The following is a 17,680-nucleotide window of genomic DNA, read 5'->3' as shown; positions in this document are numbered from 1 at the left end:
GCGGCATCCAGGGCATTCCAGCCGCGTGCCGCGCAGGCGCCCGGCTTTTTCGAACACGATAAGGAGCAAACACGACCATGACGGATTTTCTGAACGAGTACAGCATGCACGACCGCACGTGCGGTCAGCTGCGCGCGGCCGATGCCGGCGCATCGGTCGTCCTGTGCGGCTGGGCATGGCATACGCGCGATCACGGCGGGCTGATCTTCATCGACCTGCGCGACCGCGAAGGCTACACCCAGGTGGTCGTCGATCCCGATTGCGTGAGCGCCGAGGATTTCGCCAAGGCCGAGCATCTGGGCCGCGAATACGTGCTCAAGGTCGCCGGCACGGTGCGCACCCGCGCGGCCGAAGCCGTGAACCCCGATATGCCGACCGGCGAGATCGAGGTCCTCGCCTCCGCGATCGAGGTGCTCAACACGTCCGTCACGCCGCCGTTCTCCATCGAAGACGGCATCGAAACCGACGAGACGACGCGTATGAAATGGCGCTACATGGATCTGCGCCGTCCCGAGATGTATGCGTCCATCAAATTGCGCCACATCGTGGCGCAGGCGATGCGCTCCGCGTTGAACGAACGCGGCTTCATCGAGGTCGAAACGCCCATCCTCGCGAACTCGACGCCCGAGGGCGCGCGCGACTACCTGGTTCCTTCCCGCCCGAACCCGGGCAGGTTCTACGCGCTGCCGCAGAGCCCCCAGCAGTTCAAGCAGATGCTCATGGTCGGCGGCATCGAGCGCTACTACCAGATCGCCCGCTGCTTCCGCGACGAAGACCTGCGCGCCGATCGCCAGCCTGAGTTCACCCAGGTCGATATCGAGATGTCCTTCGTCGAAGAGACCGACGTCATGGACATGATGGAAGGCGTGTTCAAGGAAGTGCTCGCCGCTGCCGGCGTCGAGCATGCGTTCCCGCTTACGCGCATGCCGTGGAAAGAGGCCATGGACCGATTCGGCTGCGACCGTCCCGACGTGCGCTTCGGTATGGAGCTCGTGGATCTGACCGATATCGTCGCAGGCTGCGGCTTCGGCGTGTTCTCCAAGGCCGTCGAAGCGGGCGGGGTCGTCAAGTGCATCAACGCCAAGGGCGCGGGCGATTGGTCGCGCGGCGAGATCGAGAAGCTCGCCAAGGTCGCTTCCGACAACGGCGCCAAGGGCATGGCCTGGATCGCCTATACCGCCGACGGCAAGGAGAAGAGCCCGATCATCAAGTTCCTGGGCGACGAGGTCCATGCCGCCATCAAGGAAGCCGCCGGCGTCGAGCCGGGCGACCTGCTTCTGTTCGCCGCCGATTCCTTCGATATCGCAAGCGCGGTGCTGTCCGCCCTCCGTCTGCATATGGCGGACGCCCTGGGCATCGATCGCGAAGGCCATGCGCTGCTCTGGGTCGTCGATTTCCCGATGTTCAAGTTCGACGAGGACGAGAAGAAGTACGCGGCGGAGCACCATCCCTTCACGATGATCCCCCGCGAGGACTGGGATAAGATCGAAACCGATCCGCTGGCGTGCGGAAGCTATTCCTACGACATCGTCATGGACGGCTTCGAGATGGGCGGCGGCTCCATCCGAATCCATGATGCCGAGCTGCAGAAGCGCGTGCTCGCGCGCTGCGGCGTGGACGACGAGGACATGGAGCGCAAGTTCGGGCACCTGATCCATGCGCTCGAGCTGGGAGCGCCCCCGCACGGCGGCATCGCGCTCGGGCTCGACCGCCTGGTCATGCTGCTTGCGGGCAAGCAATCGATCCGCGACGTCATCGCCTTCCCGAAGACCTCTTCTGCTGCGGATCCGATGACCGGCGCGCCCTCGGCCGTGTCCGGTCGCCAGCTCAAAGACGTGAGCCTGCGTCTGCTGTAACGCGTGCGCCGTCGCACGGCGGCCTCGGCCGCGGCCGGCATCTTCGGGTGCCGGCCGCGCCGCTTTCCGTTAACCCGCGCGCAACGCGTCTGCGCAGGGCGTGCGGTATGATGCAGGAAGTTCATCCCGGTCCCAAGGAGCCAATCGATGAGGAACCTTTCAGAGCGCTACGGCACGACGGTCTTTTCCGACCAGGTGATGCGCGAATACCTTCCTTCGGATACGTATGCGAAGCTTAATCTGACGATCAAGCAGGGGAAACCGCTCGACCTCGAGGTCGCGAACTCCGTTGCCCACGGCATGAAGGAATGGGCCTTGAGCCACGGCGCCACGCATTACGCCCATTGGTTCCAGCCTCTGACGGGCATCACGTCCGAAAAGCACGACGCCTTCCTCGAGCCCTGCCATGACGGCACGGCCATCACGAAGTTCACCGGCAAGGAGCTCGTCCAGGGCGAGCCCGACGCTTCGAGCTTCCCTTCGGGCGGCCTGCGCGCGACCTTCGAAGCCCGCGGCTATTCCGCTTGGGATCCGACGAGCTACGCCTTCATCAAGGACGAGGTCCTCTGCATTCCGACGGCGTTCTGCTCGTACAACGGCGAAGCGCTCGACAAGAAGACGCCGCTTCTGCGTTCCATCTCGGCCATCGAAAAGCAATCCAAGCGCGTGCTCGCGCTCTTCGGCAAGCATCCGTCAAGCATTCAGGTCAACGTCGGCAACGAACAGGAATACTTCCTCATACCCGAGGAGGTCTACGCCAAACGCCAGGACCTCATCATGTGCGGCCGCACGCTCTTCGGGGCACCGCCCTGCAAAGGGCAGGAGCTCGACGAGCATTATTTCGGCGCCATCCGCCCGACGGTCAACGCCTTCATGAAGGAGCTCGACGACGTGCTCTGGGGGTTCGCCATCGCTGCGAAGACCAAGCACAACGAGGTCGCTCCCGCCCAGCACGAACTCGCGCCCGTGTTCTGCAACGTGAATCGCGCGGTCGACGAGAACCTGCTCACGATGGAGGAGATGCGCCTGCTCGCATCGCACCACGACCTCGTCTGCCTCCAGCACGAGAAGCCCTTCGAGGGCATCAACGGATCGGGCAAGCATAACAACTGGTCGTTCGGGTCCGAATCCGAGAATTTCCTCGACCCGGGCGATGCACCCGAGGACAACCTGCAGTTCGCTGTCATCTTGACCTGCGTTATCGAGGCGGTCGACAATTACCAGGACCTGCTGCGCATGTCGACGGCGTCCTGCGGCAACGACCATCGCCTCGGGGCGCACGAGGCGCCGCCGGCCATCGTGTCCATCTTTCTGGGCGACGAGCTGTCGGGCGTCGTCGAGGGCCTCGTGTCCGGCCAGCTCGCCGGCCACGTATCCCATGCCCAGCTCGATTTCGGCGTCGATGTCCTTCCGACCTTCGATCGCGACACGACCGATCGCAACCGCACGAGCCCGTTCGCCTTCACCGGCAACAAGTTCGAATTCCGCATGCCGGGATCCTCTCAGAACGTGTCCGATGCGAACCTCATTCTGAACACAGCCGTCGCGAAGTCCTTGAAGGATTTCGCCGATGCGATGGAAGCGCGCGACACGAGCGTCTCGTTCGAGCACGCCGCGCTCGAATACGCGCGCAAGACGTTGTCCGAGCATACCCGCATCCTGTTTTCCGGCGACGGCTATGCGGAGGAGTGGGAACGCGAGGCCGAACGTCGCGGCTTGAGCAATCTCAAGACCACGGCCGATGCGCTGCCATGCTTCGTCAGCCAGAAGAGCATCGATCTGTTCGGCGAGATGGGCGTTCTCACCGAGCCCGAGGTTCGCAGCCGCTACGAGGTCAAGCTCGAGAAGTACAACAAGCTCATGAATATCGAGGCCACTACGATGCTGCGGATGGCACGCCGTACGTACCTGCCGGTCATCAGCGCGTATGCGACGAAGATCGCCAAGGGTATCACGACCATCGAAGGCGCGCAGCCCACCGCCTCGATGGCTCACGAGCGTCGTGAGCTCGAAATGCTGCTCGCCGGCGTGGATGCCATTTACGAGGGGATCGGCGCGCTGCGCGACGCCCATGATGCGACGCGCGCCCTTGCGGACGCGCAGGAGCAGGCCGACTCCTATGCGCACACGATCGCGCCGCTCATGGAGCGCCTGCGCGCGAGCGTCGACGCGATGGAACCCATCGTCGCGCGCGACTACTGGCCGGTTCCTACCTACGACGACATCCTCTTCTACATGTAAAAGGAGCCTCATGCGTTTACGCTCCTCCTTCGCCGCGTTCATGGGAAGGTCGGCCCGCTGGGCCGGCCTGACCTTCATGCATCGTGCCGCCGGCAACATTCCCGGCAGCATCGCGCTTCGGCTCGACCGCGACGTGCTTGCGGGTTTGACGGAATCGACCGAGGTCGTATCGGTGGTCGCCGGAACGAACGGCAAGACGACGACGAACAACCTGATCGCCGACTGCCTGGCTACGAGCGGACGTCCTCTGCGCTGCAACCGCGAAGGAAACAACCTCGAATCGGGCGTCGTCACGTCGATGCTCGTCAAGCCTGTGCGCGTCGGCGCGGCGGCTGAAAGCGACGTGCCCATCGCCACCTTCGAGTGCGACGAGATGTACACGCGCTTCGTCGTCCCGAAGGCGCGTCCGAGGTTCTTCCTGCTGCTCAATCTCTTTCGCGACCAGCTCGATCGATTCGGCGAGATCGACCATATCCAAGACGTCGTCGCAGGCGCGCTTGCGTCCAGCCCTGAAACCGCGTTCGTCTACAACGGCGATGACCCGCTCTGCGCCGGCATCGCCGAGCGCATCGGCAATCCCAAGGTCGCGTTCGGCATATCGAGCGACCTCGGGCTTGCGGCCGACCGCATCAGCGAAAGCCGCTTCTGCCAGTCATGCGGGGCGCAGCTCGATTACGATTACATCCACTACGGCCAGCTCGGCTCGTATCGCTGCCCGCAGTGCGGGTGGAAGCGTCCCGACCTGCGTTTCGAGGCGAAGAACGTACGTCTTGACGCCGGCGAGCTGGTGTTCGACATCGACGGATGCCAGGTGCGCACGGGGCAGACGGGCACCTACATGCTCTACAACGTGCTTGCGGCCTATGCCGTCTCCATGCTCTCCGGCCTGGTGTCCTTCGAAGGCTTCCAGCGCGCCGTGAGCGCCTATCATCCGGAAAACGGACGTCTTCAGACGTACGAGCTGGGGAACCGTGCGGTCATGACGAACCTCGCGAAGAATCCGACCGGGTTCAACCAGAACATCGGCATCGTGCTCACCGAGAGAGGGCGCGTGCTCGCCCTGTTCGTCAACGACAACGACCCCGACGGCCGCGACGTCTCCTGGTTCTTCGACATCGACTTCGAACGTTGGTCGAAGATCGAAGGGCTGAAGGCGTTCGTCGGCGGTTCGCGCGCGCACGACATGCAGGTGCGCCTGAAGTACGCGGGCATAGATGCGCGCGTGGTCTCCGACGTGCGGGATGTGCTCAATGCGACGTCTCCCGAAGACGGGAAGGTCTACGTCATCGCGAACTACACGGCGCTTCCCGAGGTGCGCCGCCAGATCGATGCGATCGCCGCCGATCCTGGCGCGGTTGCCGCGTTGGCCGGCGGGGTGCCGGCCGTCTCGGCCGATGCGGAAGGGGAGCGATAGCATGGCGCCTTCACCGCGTGCGGCCGGGCCGCTCGTCATCCTGCATATGTTTCCCGAGCTTCTGAACCTGTACGGCGACGGCGGCAACGTCATCGCGCTTGAGCGGCGCCTTGCATGGCGGGGGCTTCCCGTTCTCGTGCGGCAGGTCACGATGCGCGACGTCGATGCCGGGCAGATGCCCGATTTCGCCCAGGCCGACATCGTCTTCTTCGGCGGGGGCGCCGACCGCGAGCAGCTGATCGTGAAGGATGCGATCGTCAAAGCGCGTCGCGAGCTGGCATCCTATGTGGCCGACGGAGGCGTCCTGCTCGCCGTGTGCGGAGGATACCAGTTCCTCGGCCATAGCTATGTCATGGGCGATACCGCCGTCGAGGGCCTGGGCATCGTCGATATGGAAACGGTGCGCGGCGAGGGACGCCTGATCGGCAACGCGGCTATTCAGAGCGACATCTGCCCGATGCCCATCATCGGGTTCGAGAACCATGGCGGACGCACCGCGCTGGGTTCGGGCGCACGTCCGCTCGGCCGCGTTCTCGGTTCTGCGTTCGGCAACAACGGCGAAGACGGCTTCGAGGGCGTTCACCAGGGAAATCTGATCGGAACCTATCTGCACGGCCCGCTTCTGCCTAAGAATCCGCAGGTGGCAGACTATCTATTGAAGCAGGCGTTCGAGCGGCGCGGCGACGCGGTCGAACTCGCCTCGCTCGACGACGCGGTCGAACTCGAAGCGAACCGCGTGATGGCGCGCCGTCTCGGCATCGTTGAAAGGACCGACGCATGATCGACACCATACGCTACGTCAACAAGCAGATCGAAGAGCGGGACATCCGCTTCATCCGACTGTGGTTCACCGATCTGCTCGGCAATCTGAAAAGCTTCGCCATCACGCCTTCGGCTGTGGAAGAGGCCCTGGTCGAAGGCATCGGGTTCGACGGATCGGCGATCGACGGCGTCAAGCGCGAAGACCAGAAGTCCGACATGCTCGTCTTTCCTGACCCGTCTACATTCCAAGTGCTTCCGTGGCGTCCTCAAGACAAGGGCGTGGCCAGGATGTTCTGCGATATCCGCACGCCGGAGGGCGTCCCTTCGATCGGCGATTCGCGCCATATCCTCATGAACGTGCTCAAGCGCGGCGCCGAGAAGGGCCTGATCCTGAATGCGGGCACCGAGCTCGAGTACTTCTATTTCAAAGATGCGGCCGCTCCCGAGCCCATCGATTGCGGCGGCTATTTCGATCTGACGCCGCTTGACAACGCTTCCGACCTGCGTCGGGAAACCATTCTGACGCTTGAGCAGATGGGCGTTCCCGTCCAGGCGTCCTTGCATGAGGACGCGCCGTCGCAGCACGAGATCGATCTCGGCTTCTCCGATGCGCTTTCCGCGGCCGACGCGGTCATGACCGCGCGTCTGGTGGTGAAGGAGATCGCAAGCGCCCATGGCGTGCACGCCTCGTTCATGCCCAAGCCCTTGACCGGCGTCTCGGGCAGCGCGATGTTCGTGCACGAGTCGCTTCTGACCGAAGACGGCAACGCCTTCTACGATGCGAACGACCCCGACGGCTACGGGCTTTCCACGCTCGCGAAGCGCTACATCGCGGGCATTCTGAAGTACGCTCCCGAATTCATGCTGGTCACGAATCAGTACGTGAATTCGTATAAGCGGCTCGTCACGGGATTCGACGCACCGACGCATATTTCCTGGGGCAATCGCAACCGTTCCACCATCGTGCGCATCCCGCGCTTCAAGCCGAGCAAGGAAATCTCCGCACGCATCCAGCTGCGCAACGCCGATTCCGCCGCCAACCCGTATCTGACGCTGGCCGTCACGTTCGGTGCGGGGCTCAAAGGCATCGAAGAAGAGCTTCCGCTGCCGGCACCCGTCGAAAGCGATCTGTTCTCGATGACGCCTGCGCAGCGTGCCGCGCTCGGCATCGATCCTCTGCCGACCGACCTTTCCCGTGCCGTCGATGCATTCGAGGCGTCCGACCTCATGCGTGACATCCTCGGCGATTACGTGCATGATTACCTGGTTGCCACCAAGCGCGCCGAATGGGAGGAATACCGAAGCCAGGTGTCGCGATGGGAAATCGACCGGTATCTGTCGAAGCTGTGAGGAGGCGGACGCATGCATAGGAAGACGATAGCCGTCTCATGCGGCGAAGCGCTTGCGCCGTCGCGCGTCCGCGATCTGTTCGCTCATATGGATGCCGAGGTCAGCGTGTTGAAAGTCCCGCTTTCCGACGCGCTTGCCGCGCATCGGGGCCTCGGATCGGGAATCGACCTGTTCGTGGTCGACGCCACGTCGACGCCGGTCGATTTCGCCGCGCTCGAGGAATCGTTGCGGGATGGGGCAGGGCGGTCGGCGTTGCTCGCTCTCGTGAACGGCACGGCATTGCCCGATACCTCGTTTCCCGTGCGCATGCCCTTCGATTTCGCGTGCGAAGGGGCGTCGGACGAAGAGCTGAAGCTCCGGTGCCGCAGATTGCTGTGGCCGGGCGAAGCCACGTCGGACGCCGATTTCCTGCAGATCGGCCCTATGAGCATCAATCTCGCCACCTATCAGGTGAAGGTGGGCGACGATCCGATCGATCTCACGTACATGGAATACGAGCTGCTGTCGTTCCTGGTTACGCATCCGGATCGCATCTATTCGCGCGAGGTGTTGCTGAGCCAGGTCTGGGGCTTCGATTACTACGGCGGGTCGCGCACGGTGGACGTGCATGTCAGACGTCTGCGCGCGAAGCTCGGCCCTGAGGTGGCGCAGCGCATCGAAACCGTCCGCGGCGCCGGATACCTCTGGTCGAACTAGCGGCGATGCGACCGGCTTCCCCTCGGGTCGTCGGACGCATCGGATTTCAGAAAGAGCTATGCGGGTGGATTCTTTCATCGCGTTTATTCCAGTCATGCTTGCGGGCATTCTTATCATTGCGGGCGTCGTTCTTATCATCGCGGGTGCTGCCTTCGTCATGGCCAGACTTCGCCGTCGTGCGTATTTGCGCAGGCAGAAGGCTCTCATGGCGCGGTTTGCCGCGCTGTATCATCTTGATGCCCGTCTTCTCGAACCCTGCAAGATCGACGTCCGTCCGGGCATGCTCGTCCGCCCAGGCAAGATGACGCTTCATGTCCCGTATTGGGAACAGGCGAACAAGGATGGTGCCCGCGATCGGCGGTATGCGGGCAATCGGCTCGTCTCTGCACCGAGTTTCGTCGATATCGACGACTGGCGCATCTCGAGCGAGAAGACGCCGGATGTTCGCGGCGCGGAGGACGTCTATGCCGTCGCCTGGGCGCTGCGCGCCGATGGGCACGAGGTTGCGCAGCACCGGTTGGAGATCGATAAGGCGATGCGCGGGCGCGACGCGTGGGAGGATTCGCACATCCGCCTCAGCGCGCAGGCCGTGCACGATCGCTTCGTCGATGAACCGCATCGCTTCGAGCGTCTGGTGGCGGAAGCGTTCCGTGCGCACGGATGGCAGGCGAAAACCACGGCGCGCACGAACGACGGAGGCTTCGATGCGCGGATAGGCCGTGCAGGCCAGACGGGCATCGTCGAGTGCAAATGCTACGACCCGGAGCGGTCGTCCGTCGGGCGGCCGGCCATTCAGAAGCTCGTGGGCGCGAACGAATCGGAACGCGCCGACCTGATGTATTTCGTCACGACCGGCCGCTTCTCCAAGAATGCGCGGGAATATGCGGAAAAGGCGGGCGTCGTCCTCATGGACGGAGGCGCGCTCGTCGTCTTTCTGGACGAGGCGGGCATGTCGGCGGGTCCTCGCGATCGCATGCCTTCGATGATCGAGCTCGGACGCCTCGATCATGGCGACTTCGTCGCGCAGCTTCCGCCTGATGTCCGCATGGGCATGTCGGACGGCGCGGCAGACCCTCATCGTTGCCTTTTCTGAATGTTTACGAGAGAATACGAAACATTTCAGAAACGAAGAAAGGGGCATCATGCAACAACGTTCAGGGCATAAGGCACATGCCGCGTGCGCCTTGCATGGCTCATGGCTGGGCGCATGCGCGCTCGCAAGCGCCGCCGTCGCGTTCGTGCTTGCGCTCTCGCCGATCGCCGCCGCGCCGGCACAGGCCGAAGAGCCCATTCCCGATGAGTACAAGGCTCAGGTCGACGGCAACTACTGGGCAGAGCTCTGCTGGTATACCGATGAGTCCGGCCTGCATCGCGTCATGCCCGCCTACCTTGTCGATTACTTCCAGAACAGCAGGCTCAAGTGGTCGGACGACGTCGCGCATGAGTACTACATGCCCGGTTTCCCCGATGCGGGCATCATTGCGGACAAAGCGGCAGAAGATGATCTCAAAGAATCCATCGCGCAGTACTGGGCGCTCTATTCGATGGACCTTCCCCATAAGGAGCCGGCCGATCCTGCGCTCAACCACTGGCAAGGCGGCAAGCAGTGGAATCCCTATGGCTTCGACTACAAAACGGACGTGCTGACCGTCGATTCGACGGACTACAACATCCGCGGCGATATCCAGGAACGTGGAGAATCAAGCACCGCTGTCGTGAAGCATGAGGTGGGCGATACCGTGAATCTCGACCTCAAGCTCGATCTCGATATGTTCAAACGGGTGCGCAACACCGCTCTGTTGGCGGTCATCAACTCGGAGTTCCCGGCATACTACACGATGCTCAACGACTTGCCCGAAAACGGCCTTGCGAGTTCGGACGGCGCGTTCGCTTTCGTGCTCGATCTGCCCGAAGGCCTCGAAGCCACCGACTCGACCGCCTACAAGCTTACGGGCGTAGACGGTTTCGATTTGAGCGCCACGCAAGAGAGGGGCGGCAAGAGGCTCGTGGTGAAGGCGCGCCTCAAGCCTCACGGGGAATACGAGCCCTTGAAGGATCTGTATGCGCGCATTCAGAACGTGCAGTCCGCGACCTTGAGCATCGACGGTCTCAAGGTGACCGACCAGGTGGCGCGCGACCAGGACAGCACGGTGGTCGCCTACGCATACGGTGCGCACGAGGTCGTGAGCTCCTCGAGCAACGATGCGATCATCAACAAGGATACGTCCGCGCAATACGATAACAAGCATTGGTATGCCCGCATCCCCATGCTCTTCGCCGCGAAGCAGAACGATGCCGGCCGCGACGCGGCCGCTCCGGCCGACAAACCCAATCTCATGACCTACAGCTTCAGGGTCGATGCCTCTCAGCCTTGCACCGTGACCTTCGTGAACGATGGCGACACCTACGCCTCCGTCAAGGCCGAGCGAGGCAAGACGATCGACGGCGACGCCCTGACGGACGAATCCATGCCCGCGAATCCCTCCAAGGACGGATACGTCTTCAAAGGATGGAACACCGCGCAGGACGGCACGGGCGATGCGTTCGACGGCTCGACCGTGGTCAACGGCGATATGACGGTCTATGCCGTCTACGACAAGAAACCGATGCCGGCGCCGAAACCGGCGTCTCCGAAGGCACTTGCGTCCACGACCAAGGCGAAGTCGAGCGGCATCTTGCCGCAAACCGGCGATTCCGTGTTTCCCCTTGCGCTCCTTACCGCAGGGGTTGCGGCCGGTGCTCTGCTCGTAGGGGCCTTGCTGCGGCGGCGCATGAGCTAGGCGCGTATCGTTCGCGCGAATCGCATGCAGAGATGGAGATGCAAGGGGGGCGCGGCCGGGGTTTCGGGCCGCGCCCCCTGCGTGTCCATGTCTGTTTTGCCGGCTCGCCTTGCAGGGCGGCGCTGCATGGACCCTTACTGGTAATGCAGGCTTTCGACCGGGTCGAGCTTGGCGGCGCGCCGTGCCGGCCCGTAGCCGAAGACGATGCCGATGATGGTGCAGATGGCCACGACGATGACGACCGTGGCGACGGAGAACGCCGGCGTGACGGTCATGCCGGGCAGGAACAGTCCCGCGCCCTGCGCCAGACCCCATGCGCCGAGATATCCGAACACGGTTCCTATGATGCCGCCCGACAGGCAGAGCGCGACCGATTCCATGAGGAACTGCTTCGTGATGTCGGCGCTTCGGGCGCCCAGGGCCTTGCGCAGGCCGATCTCGCGGATACGTTCGGTCACGTTGGTGAGCATCATGTTCATGATGCCGATGCCGCCGACGAGCAGCGATATGCTCGCGACCATGGTCATCATGATCTGAAACGCCATGAGCATCGAATCGAGCTGGTTCTGGACGGATTCCATGGTCTCGACGTAGATCTCTTCCTGAGCCCGATCGGGAGGCAGATTGAAATAGGATTGCAGGTATTTCTTGGTCTCCTGCTGAACCGTGCCCATGTCTTCGCCCTCTTTGGCGTATCCGACGATGGAGTCCACGCCGTTGTTGCCCGTGAGACGGGTGGCGCTGGTGTTGAAGGGAACCCACGCTCCCGACGAACCGCCCAAAAGCCCCGACATCTCGACGACGCCGACGACCGTATACTGGTCGTTTCCGATGCTCATGGCCTTGCCGACGGGATTCGTGTCGGCGCCGAAGATCTTGCTCGCCGTGTTCTTCTCGATCAGGGCGACCATGGCTCCCGAGGCGTATTCCTCATCGGTGAAGTCGCGCCCGCTGACGATTTTGCCGCCGTTCGCGGTGACGAAGCCTTTCCCGACGCCGAGAACGGTGGTGCTGGTCTGCTTCTTGCCCGAGGTCAGCTGGGCAGAAGATCCCTGCGCTCCGGAAAGGTACTCGTATTTCCCGATGCCTTGGGAGATCTTGTCAAGCTCGTCGACCGTGACGGTGCGTCCGGCATTCGCATAGATCATCACGGCGCGGGATTGGTTGAGGCCCAGCTCGCTGACGAGCGACTGCTTGATGCCGCCGATGAGCGCGGTCATGGTGATGACCGCCGCGATGCCGATGACGATGCCGAGTATCGTGAGCATGCTGCGGCCCTTGTTGGCTGTGAGGGCCGACCAGGTCTCCAGCAGAAGATCTCGAAGTTTCATGTCAGCCCCCTTCCATCGGTATGGCTCGCGGCGACGACCGCGCGCTCCTCTTCGTCGGTCAGCAGCTTCCCGTCGCGAATGTGCACGACGCGGTCGGCCCATTCGCAGACCTCGGCGTCATGGGTGATGAGCACGACGGTCTTGCCGGCATCGCTCAAGCGCCTGAAGGTCTTGAGAACCATGAGCCCCGTCGCCGAGTCGAGGTTGCCGGTCGGCTCGTCGGCGAGCACGAGCGCCGGGTTGTTGACGAGGGCGCGCGCGATGGCGACGCGCTGCATCTGCCCGCCCGAAAGCTCGTTCGACTTATGATCGAAGTACTCTTCCGGAAGCGACACGGCGTTGAGGGCCTTCACGGCGCGAAGCGTCCGCTCGGAGACGGGGCAGTCGGAATAGATGAGCGGAAGCATCACGTTGCGCAGCACGGTGGCGCGCGGCAGCAGGTTGAACGACTGGAACACGAAGCCGAGACGGGTGGATCTGATCTCGGCCAGGCCGTCGTCGTCGAGCTTGGAGACATCGAGCCCCTCGAGGAAGTAGCTGCCCGAGGTAGGGCGGTCGAGGCAGCCGAGCGTGTTCATGAGCGTCGACTTGCCCGAGCCCGACGGGCCCATGATGCAGAGGAACTCGCCCTTGCTCACGGTCAGGGACACGCCTTTGAGCGCATGCGTGAACCCCGCCTTCATCTCATAGACGCGATGGACATTGCGCACGTCGAGGACGATCTGCTCTCGGCCGTTTCGCGGTCCGTCGCCCGATCGGGCGACGGGTGCGGTTTGACTGAATGCTGACATGGGCGTGCCCCTAAGCGGTTGCGGCTGCGCCCGCCGCGGCGTCGGCGCCCGTGGAGACGGGGATGAGGATCGTATCCCCGTCCTTCAGGTCCCCTTCGACGACCGCCGTCGATGCGTCTTTGGCCTTGACGGTCACGATGCGCTCTTCGGTCGCCTGAGCGGGGCCTTCATCGCCGCCATCGACCGATGGCACGGTGACGGCCGTCGTGCCGTCGTCTTTCTCGACGAGCGCGGCGGCGGGAACGGTCAGGACGTTCTCGTAACGTTCGGTGACGATCTTGACGTTGGCGGTCATGCCGGGCTTAACGTTTGCGTCCGGATCGGATATGACCAGTTCGACGGCATAGGTGACGACGCCCGTGCCGCCTGACGCGCCTTCGCCCGAGGACGGGGAGGGCGACGCGCTGGTCGCGGTCGTCGCGATGCGGTCGATGGTCGCGTCGAGCGTGACGTCGGGAAGCGCGGAGAACGTGACCTTGCCGGTCTGGCCGACGGAAAGCTTGTTCACATCCACTTCGTTGACCTGCACGGTCACACGCATCTGGGAAAGGTCGGCGATGGTGACGAGGGAGCCCTGGGCGCTCGCCGCCGATCCTCCCTGCGCAGCGCCGAAGGCCGCGCCCTCCTGCGCCTTCACGTCGATGACGGTTCCGCCCTTCTGGGCGGTGACCGTGCGTTTATCGGCTTTCTTCTGGGCCTGCGACAGAGCGGTCTGCGCGGTCGCAAGCGAGATGTTGGCGTTGTCCACCCCGATCTTCGCTTCGCTCACGCCTTGCGCCGCCGCGTCGACGGCCGATTGATCGGGCTCGGTCGTTTTCGTATAGGCGTCGTGCGCAGGTTCGTGGGTCTCGTCGTCGAGGCCGTCGCCGTCCATATCGACGGAGGCGGGAACATCGATGGTCGTCGTCTTCGTGGCATCGGCGTAGGCGTCGTTGGCCTTGTCGAGCGCGATCTGGGCCGATCTGACCCCGTTCTTCGCGGTCTTCACCTGCTGCTCGGCGTCGTCGACGCCCTTGTCGAGGTCGTCGTTCTTCAGGGTGAAGAGCGTGTCGCCCTCTTCGACCTCGTCGCCGACCGACACGGACACATTGGAGATGATGCCGTCGACCTCAGGTGTGACCTGGACGGACGAAATAGGCTGAATAGCGCCGGACGCCGAGACGGTGGATTCGAAGTCGGTGCGCGTCACCTGGGCGTCTTCGTAGGCCGCAGCTCCCGCCGCCGCGGCGCCCATGCGCGCGAGCGTGACGATGCCTGCGATGACGATGACGAGCACGCCTACGACGATCCCAGCGGTGATGATCCTTTTGCGGCGCTTGGTCTTCTTGCGTCTCTCGATCATCTCAAGCGCGCTCGTCGGGATGCCGTCGTCGCCGCCGAGGTCGAACGCCGCGGTCGTTCCGGCATCGGCCGGACGCACGGGGAGCATCCCTTTCGTGTCGGCGCCTGCGGACCCTGCATCCGATTCGGCGCCTTTCTTTCCAATTCGAGGCATTCGCTTCTCCTTCTCCGTACGGCGCGATCGCGCATCCCTGCAATGCGAAGTCCTGCGTACGACGCATGCGATATTCGCATAGTGTCGCATGGTCCCTTTACGTCGGACCTTAACATTGGTAAACGATTGGTTACGGTTTCCTTTCGGTACCGGCACGGCATCTCGGACCTGCGATGCAAGGGTTCGATAAGAAACATGCAATGAATCGAGAAGTTCTGCTCTATGGCTGTTCCTGCGAAAACCCCGTATCCTGATGCGCATTGGGGGAATGCATATCTGAATAAGGGGGGATTGCTATGCGAAGCAGCGCGGACACGCGTGCGTGCGGATCCGGCATGTCTCGGCGGTCGTTCGTGACGGCGGCCGGGGTATTCGGAGCGGGCGCCGTCTTGGCGGGATGCGCCAAGAAAGATGACACGGCTTCGTCTTCCGCACTCGAACTCGACGAGAACGGCATGTCGAACCAGTCGCTTTCGACCGAGCCGTTCGCCTACGATTCGGTCGTCTGGGGAGGCTGCCATGTGAACTGCGGCAGCCGTTGCCCGCTCAAGCTGTACGTGAAGGACGGAACGGTCGTGCGCGTCTCGACCGACGTGGACGGGTCCGACGATTTCAAGCCGGGCGGCATCTATCAGATGCGCTCCTGCCTGCGCGGCCGTTCGAACCGCCAGCGCATCTATAACGAGACGCGCATCCAAAAGCCGCTCAAACGCGTGAAGGGCACCAAGCGCGGAGAAGGCAAGTACGAGGAGATATCCTGGGATCAGGCCATTTCCGAAATCGCCGAGATCATGAAGGGCGTCAAGGAGGAGTACGGCAACGACGCCTTCTACATCCAGTACGGCACGGGCCAGCTCGGCGGCACCGTCTCCAAGTCCTGGGCTCCCGACGTCACCGCGCTTGCGCGCATGATGAATTGCTGGGGCGGCTACCTCAGGCATTACTGCGACTACTCGACCGGCCAGATAACCTGGGAGCTCCCGCTGTTCAACGGCGACGCCTGGTCGAACAACGAAGTCACCGACCTCGTGAATTCCAAGAACATCGTGCTGTGGGGCAACAATCCCGCGAACACCCGCATGTCGGGCTCTGCCATGGTCTGGCTCATCACGTGGGTCAAGGAGAACAATCCCGACGCGAACATCGTCGTCATCGACCCGCATCTGTCCGATACCGCCATCGGCGTCGGAACGCAGTGGGTGCCCGTCCGTCCCGGCACCGATCCCGCCCTGGTCGCCGGCATGCTGCACTATCTCCATACGGAGGGCAGGCTCGACGAGTCGTTCATTCGCGAGAAGTTCATCGGGTTCTACTCGGATACGTTCATCGACGATGTGAAGCAGGGCGAGCCGACGAGCAACGCGTTCATGGGCTTCGACGCCGACGGCGCCCTTTCCATCGACGAAGACATGTCCTACGAGGCCTATCTCATGGGCGCCGGCGCCTACAGGGGCACCGGCGAGAAGACGCCTGAATGGGCGTCCGCCATCTGCGGCGTTCCCGCCGACACCATCCGCTGGCTCGCCGATCTGTACATGGACGGCCCGACGGCGACCATCCAGGGCTGGGGCCCTCAGCGCCATGCCAACGGCGGCAACGTCACGCGCTCCGTCGCGATGATCGCGACGCTGACCGGCAACGTGGGCATTTCCGGCGGCGGCACCGGCGCGCGCGAGGGCACGGGCGGCGTGCCGTACAAGATTCCCGCGAATCTGCCGAACTTCGCCGACAGGAACTCGGTCGAGACCTGCATCTCGTTCTTCGACTGGTACCAGGCGATCGAGGACTACACGGTCATGGACGACCGCACCTGGGGCGTGCGCACGATCGATGCGACCGGCGCCACGACCTATGCGCGCAAGCCGGGCGACATCAAGCTCAAGGCTCCGATCAAGTTCATCTGGAACTACGCGAGCAACGTCATGCTCAACCAGCATGCCGACGTCAACGACTGCCTGCGCATCTTCAATCTTCCCGACGAGAAGGATTCCGGCCTGCGCTGCGTCGTGACGCACGACATCTATCTGACGCCCACGGCCATGATCTCCGATTACATCCTGCCGGCAACCACGTCCTACGAAGAGACCGACATCATCAAGGGCGGCACCGCCTGGACCGGATTCGCCTGCTGCGAAAGTCCCGCCATCGACCCGATGTTCGAATGCAAGCCTATCTACGAAGTCTGCCGCCTCGTCGCTGCCGAGCTCGGCGTCGAGGAGGACTTCACCGAGGGACGAACCCAGGAAGACTGGGTCGAATGGCTCTGGGAACAGGGCAAGGAGGCCGGCGACGATATCGGCGCCACCTTCGAGGAATTCAAGGAGAAGGGCCTGTGGAAGCAGACCGACGAGCATACGCCCGCGATCGCCAAGCCCGAGGCCATCAAGACGCCCTCCGGCAAATACGAGGTCTTCAGCAAGCAGGCGTACAATCTGTCGAAGCAGTGGGATCTGACCTGCGGCGGCGTGATCCCCGATGACGGATACGACCAGATAACCGGGCTGCCCGTCTGGTACGTCGCCAAGGAGGCGTACGGCGACGATGCGGCGATGAAGGACTACCCCTTCCAGCTTATCGGCCACCATACGAAGTCCCGCACGCATTCGAGCTACGGGAACGTCGCATGGCTCGAGTCGGTTCATCCTCAGCAGCTCTGGATCAATGCGGGCGACGCGAAGAAGCTCGGCATCGCGAACGGCGATACGGTCCGCGTCTCCACCGAGCGCGGCACGGTCGAGGTGCCGGCGAAGGTGACTGCGCGCATCATGCCCGGGGTCGTCTCTCTGCCGCAAGGCGCCTGGTACGATCCTGCGTCGCGCGATCCGAAGACCCTCGGCGATCCGAGCGTCGTCGATCGCGGCGGCTGCATCTCGGTGCTGACGAGCCAACGTCCGACGCCGATCTCCAAGGGAAACGGCGTCCATACGAATCTCTGCAAGATCGAGAAGGCATAAGGGGGTGCTT

General features: G+C 63.3%; 12 protein-coding genes. 9 read left to right on the top strand and 3 right to left on the bottom strand.

From position 1 onward, the window contains the following. Positions 1 to 77: 77 nt before the first annotated feature. From aspS to HMPREF0762_RS08350, 8 genes are all read left to right on the top strand, one after another. Positions 78 to 1,856, top strand: a complete 1,779-nt coding sequence (gene aspS / locus HMPREF0762_RS08385; protein ID WP_006363238.1) for an aspartate--tRNA ligase — start codon at positions 78 to 80, stop codon at positions 1,854 to 1,856. Between the two features lie 147 nt (positions 1,857 to 2,003). Further along, on the top strand, positions 2,004 to 4,097 hold the full coding sequence (locus HMPREF0762_RS08380; RefSeq protein ID WP_006363237.1) for a glutamine synthetase III family protein: 2,094 nt from the start codon (positions 2,004 to 2,006) through the stop codon (positions 4,095 to 4,097). A 10-nt stretch (positions 4,098 to 4,107) separates the two neighbouring features. Beyond that, positions 4,108 to 5,511 (top strand): Mur ligase family protein, encoded by a 1,404-nt coding sequence (locus HMPREF0762_RS08375; RefSeq protein ID WP_006363236.1) that lies wholly within the window; start codon positions 4,108 to 4,110, stop codon positions 5,509 to 5,511. A 1-nt stretch (position 5,512) separates the two neighbouring features. Next, complete coding sequence (locus HMPREF0762_RS08370; RefSeq protein WP_040619478.1) at positions 5,513 to 6,292, top strand: type 1 glutamine amidotransferase; 780 nt, start codon at positions 5,513 to 5,515, stop codon at positions 6,290 to 6,292. Beyond that, entirely contained in the window at positions 6,289 to 7,623 is a 1,335-nt protein-coding gene (locus HMPREF0762_RS08365) for a glutamine synthetase family protein (RefSeq protein ID WP_006363234.1), read from the top strand. The genes HMPREF0762_RS08370 and HMPREF0762_RS08365 overlap by 4 nt, the downstream gene beginning before the upstream one ends. 12 nt (positions 7,624 to 7,635) lie before the next feature. Beyond that, the gene (locus HMPREF0762_RS08360; protein ID WP_006363233.1) at positions 7,636 to 8,319 is read left to right on the top strand and encodes a winged helix-turn-helix domain-containing protein; all 684 of its coding nucleotides are present in this window, start codon (positions 7,636 to 7,638) and stop codon (positions 8,317 to 8,319) included. Between the two features lie 58 nt (positions 8,320 to 8,377). Next, the gene (locus HMPREF0762_RS08355) at positions 8,378 to 9,412 is read left to right on the top strand and encodes a restriction endonuclease (RefSeq protein WP_006363232.1); all 1,035 of its coding nucleotides are present in this window, start codon (positions 8,378 to 8,380) and stop codon (positions 9,410 to 9,412) included. A 49-nt stretch (positions 9,413 to 9,461) separates the two neighbouring features. Then, positions 9,462 to 11,099, top strand: coding sequence for an InlB B-repeat-containing protein (locus tag HMPREF0762_RS08350; RefSeq protein ID WP_006363231.1), 1,638 nt, complete (start codon positions 9,462 to 9,464; stop codon positions 11,097 to 11,099). Positions 11,100 to 11,233: 134 nt separating this feature from the next. On the opposite strand, the gene HMPREF0762_RS08345 is transcribed toward HMPREF0762_RS08350, so the two are convergent. From HMPREF0762_RS08345 to HMPREF0762_RS08335, 3 genes are read right to left on the bottom strand one after another with little or no spacing between them, the layout of a single operon-like run. Continuing rightward, positions 11,234 to 12,430 (bottom strand): ABC transporter permease, encoded by a 1,197-nt coding sequence (locus HMPREF0762_RS08345; RefSeq protein WP_006363229.1) that lies wholly within the window; start codon positions 12,428 to 12,430, stop codon positions 11,234 to 11,236. Beyond that, a complete protein-coding gene (locus HMPREF0762_RS08340; protein ID WP_006363228.1) occupies positions 12,427 to 13,221 on the bottom strand; it encodes an ABC transporter ATP-binding protein in 795 nt (264 codons plus the stop codon). Before HMPREF0762_RS08340 ends, HMPREF0762_RS08345 begins: the two co-directional genes overlap by 4 nt. A 10-nt stretch (positions 13,222 to 13,231) precedes the next feature. After that, positions 13,232 to 14,716 (bottom strand): efflux RND transporter periplasmic adaptor subunit, encoded by a 1,485-nt coding sequence (locus HMPREF0762_RS08335; protein ID WP_006363227.1) that lies wholly within the window; start codon positions 14,714 to 14,716, stop codon positions 13,232 to 13,234. Positions 14,717 to 15,012: 296 nt separating this feature from the next. On the opposite strand from HMPREF0762_RS08335, the gene HMPREF0762_RS08330 reads away from it, so the two are divergent. Beyond that, on the top strand, positions 15,013 to 17,670 hold the full coding sequence (locus HMPREF0762_RS08330; RefSeq protein WP_040619476.1) for a DMSO/selenate family reductase complex A subunit: 2,658 nt from the start codon (positions 15,013 to 15,015) through the stop codon (positions 17,668 to 17,670). Positions 17,671 to 17,680 lie beyond the last annotated feature (10 nt).

It is taken from the genome of Slackia exigua ATCC 700122, assembly GCF_000162875.1.
GTDB lineage: Bacteria > Actinomycetota > Coriobacteriia > Coriobacteriales > Eggerthellaceae > Slackia > Slackia exigua.
The sequence above is the reverse complement of the archived record's forward strand: the minus strand, read 5'-3'. Positions and strand labels throughout refer to the sequence as shown.

Coding starts and splice junctions, on each gene's coding strand:
- HMPREF0762_RS08380 (WP_006363237.1), top strand. CDS start 2,004: ATGAGGAACCTTTCAGAGCGCTACGGCACGACGGTCTTTTCCGACCAG.
- HMPREF0762_RS08335 (WP_006363227.1), bottom strand. CDS start 14,716: ATGCCTCGAATTGGAAAGAAAGGCGCCGAATCGGATGCAGGGTCCGCA.
- HMPREF0762_RS08365 (WP_006363234.1), top strand. CDS start 6,289: ATGATCGACACCATACGCTACGTCAACAAGCAGATCGAAGAGCGGGAC.
- HMPREF0762_RS08355 (WP_006363232.1), top strand. CDS start 8,378: ATGCGGGTGGATTCTTTCATCGCGTTTATTCCAGTCATGCTTGCGGGC.
- HMPREF0762_RS08370 (WP_040619478.1), top strand. CDS start 5,513: ATGGCGCCTTCACCGCGTGCGGCCGGGCCGCTCGTCATCCTGCATATG.
- HMPREF0762_RS08375 (WP_006363236.1), top strand. CDS start 4,108: ATGCGTTTACGCTCCTCCTTCGCCGCGTTCATGGGAAGGTCGGCCCGC.
- HMPREF0762_RS08340 (WP_006363228.1), bottom strand. CDS start 13,221: ATGTCAGCATTCAGTCAAACCGCACCCGTCGCCCGATCGGGCGACGGA.
- HMPREF0762_RS08330 (WP_040619476.1), top strand. CDS start 15,013: ATGCGAAGCAGCGCGGACACGCGTGCGTGCGGATCCGGCATGTCTCGG.
- HMPREF0762_RS08345 (WP_006363229.1), bottom strand. CDS start 12,430: ATGAAACTTCGAGATCTTCTGCTGGAGACCTGGTCGGCCCTCACAGCC.
- HMPREF0762_RS08350 (WP_006363231.1), top strand. CDS start 9,462: ATGCAACAACGTTCAGGGCATAAGGCACATGCCGCGTGCGCCTTGCAT.
- aspS (WP_006363238.1), top strand. CDS start 78: ATGACGGATTTTCTGAACGAGTACAGCATGCACGACCGCACGTGCGGT.
- HMPREF0762_RS08360 (WP_006363233.1), top strand. CDS start 7,636: ATGCATAGGAAGACGATAGCCGTCTCATGCGGCGAAGCGCTTGCGCCG.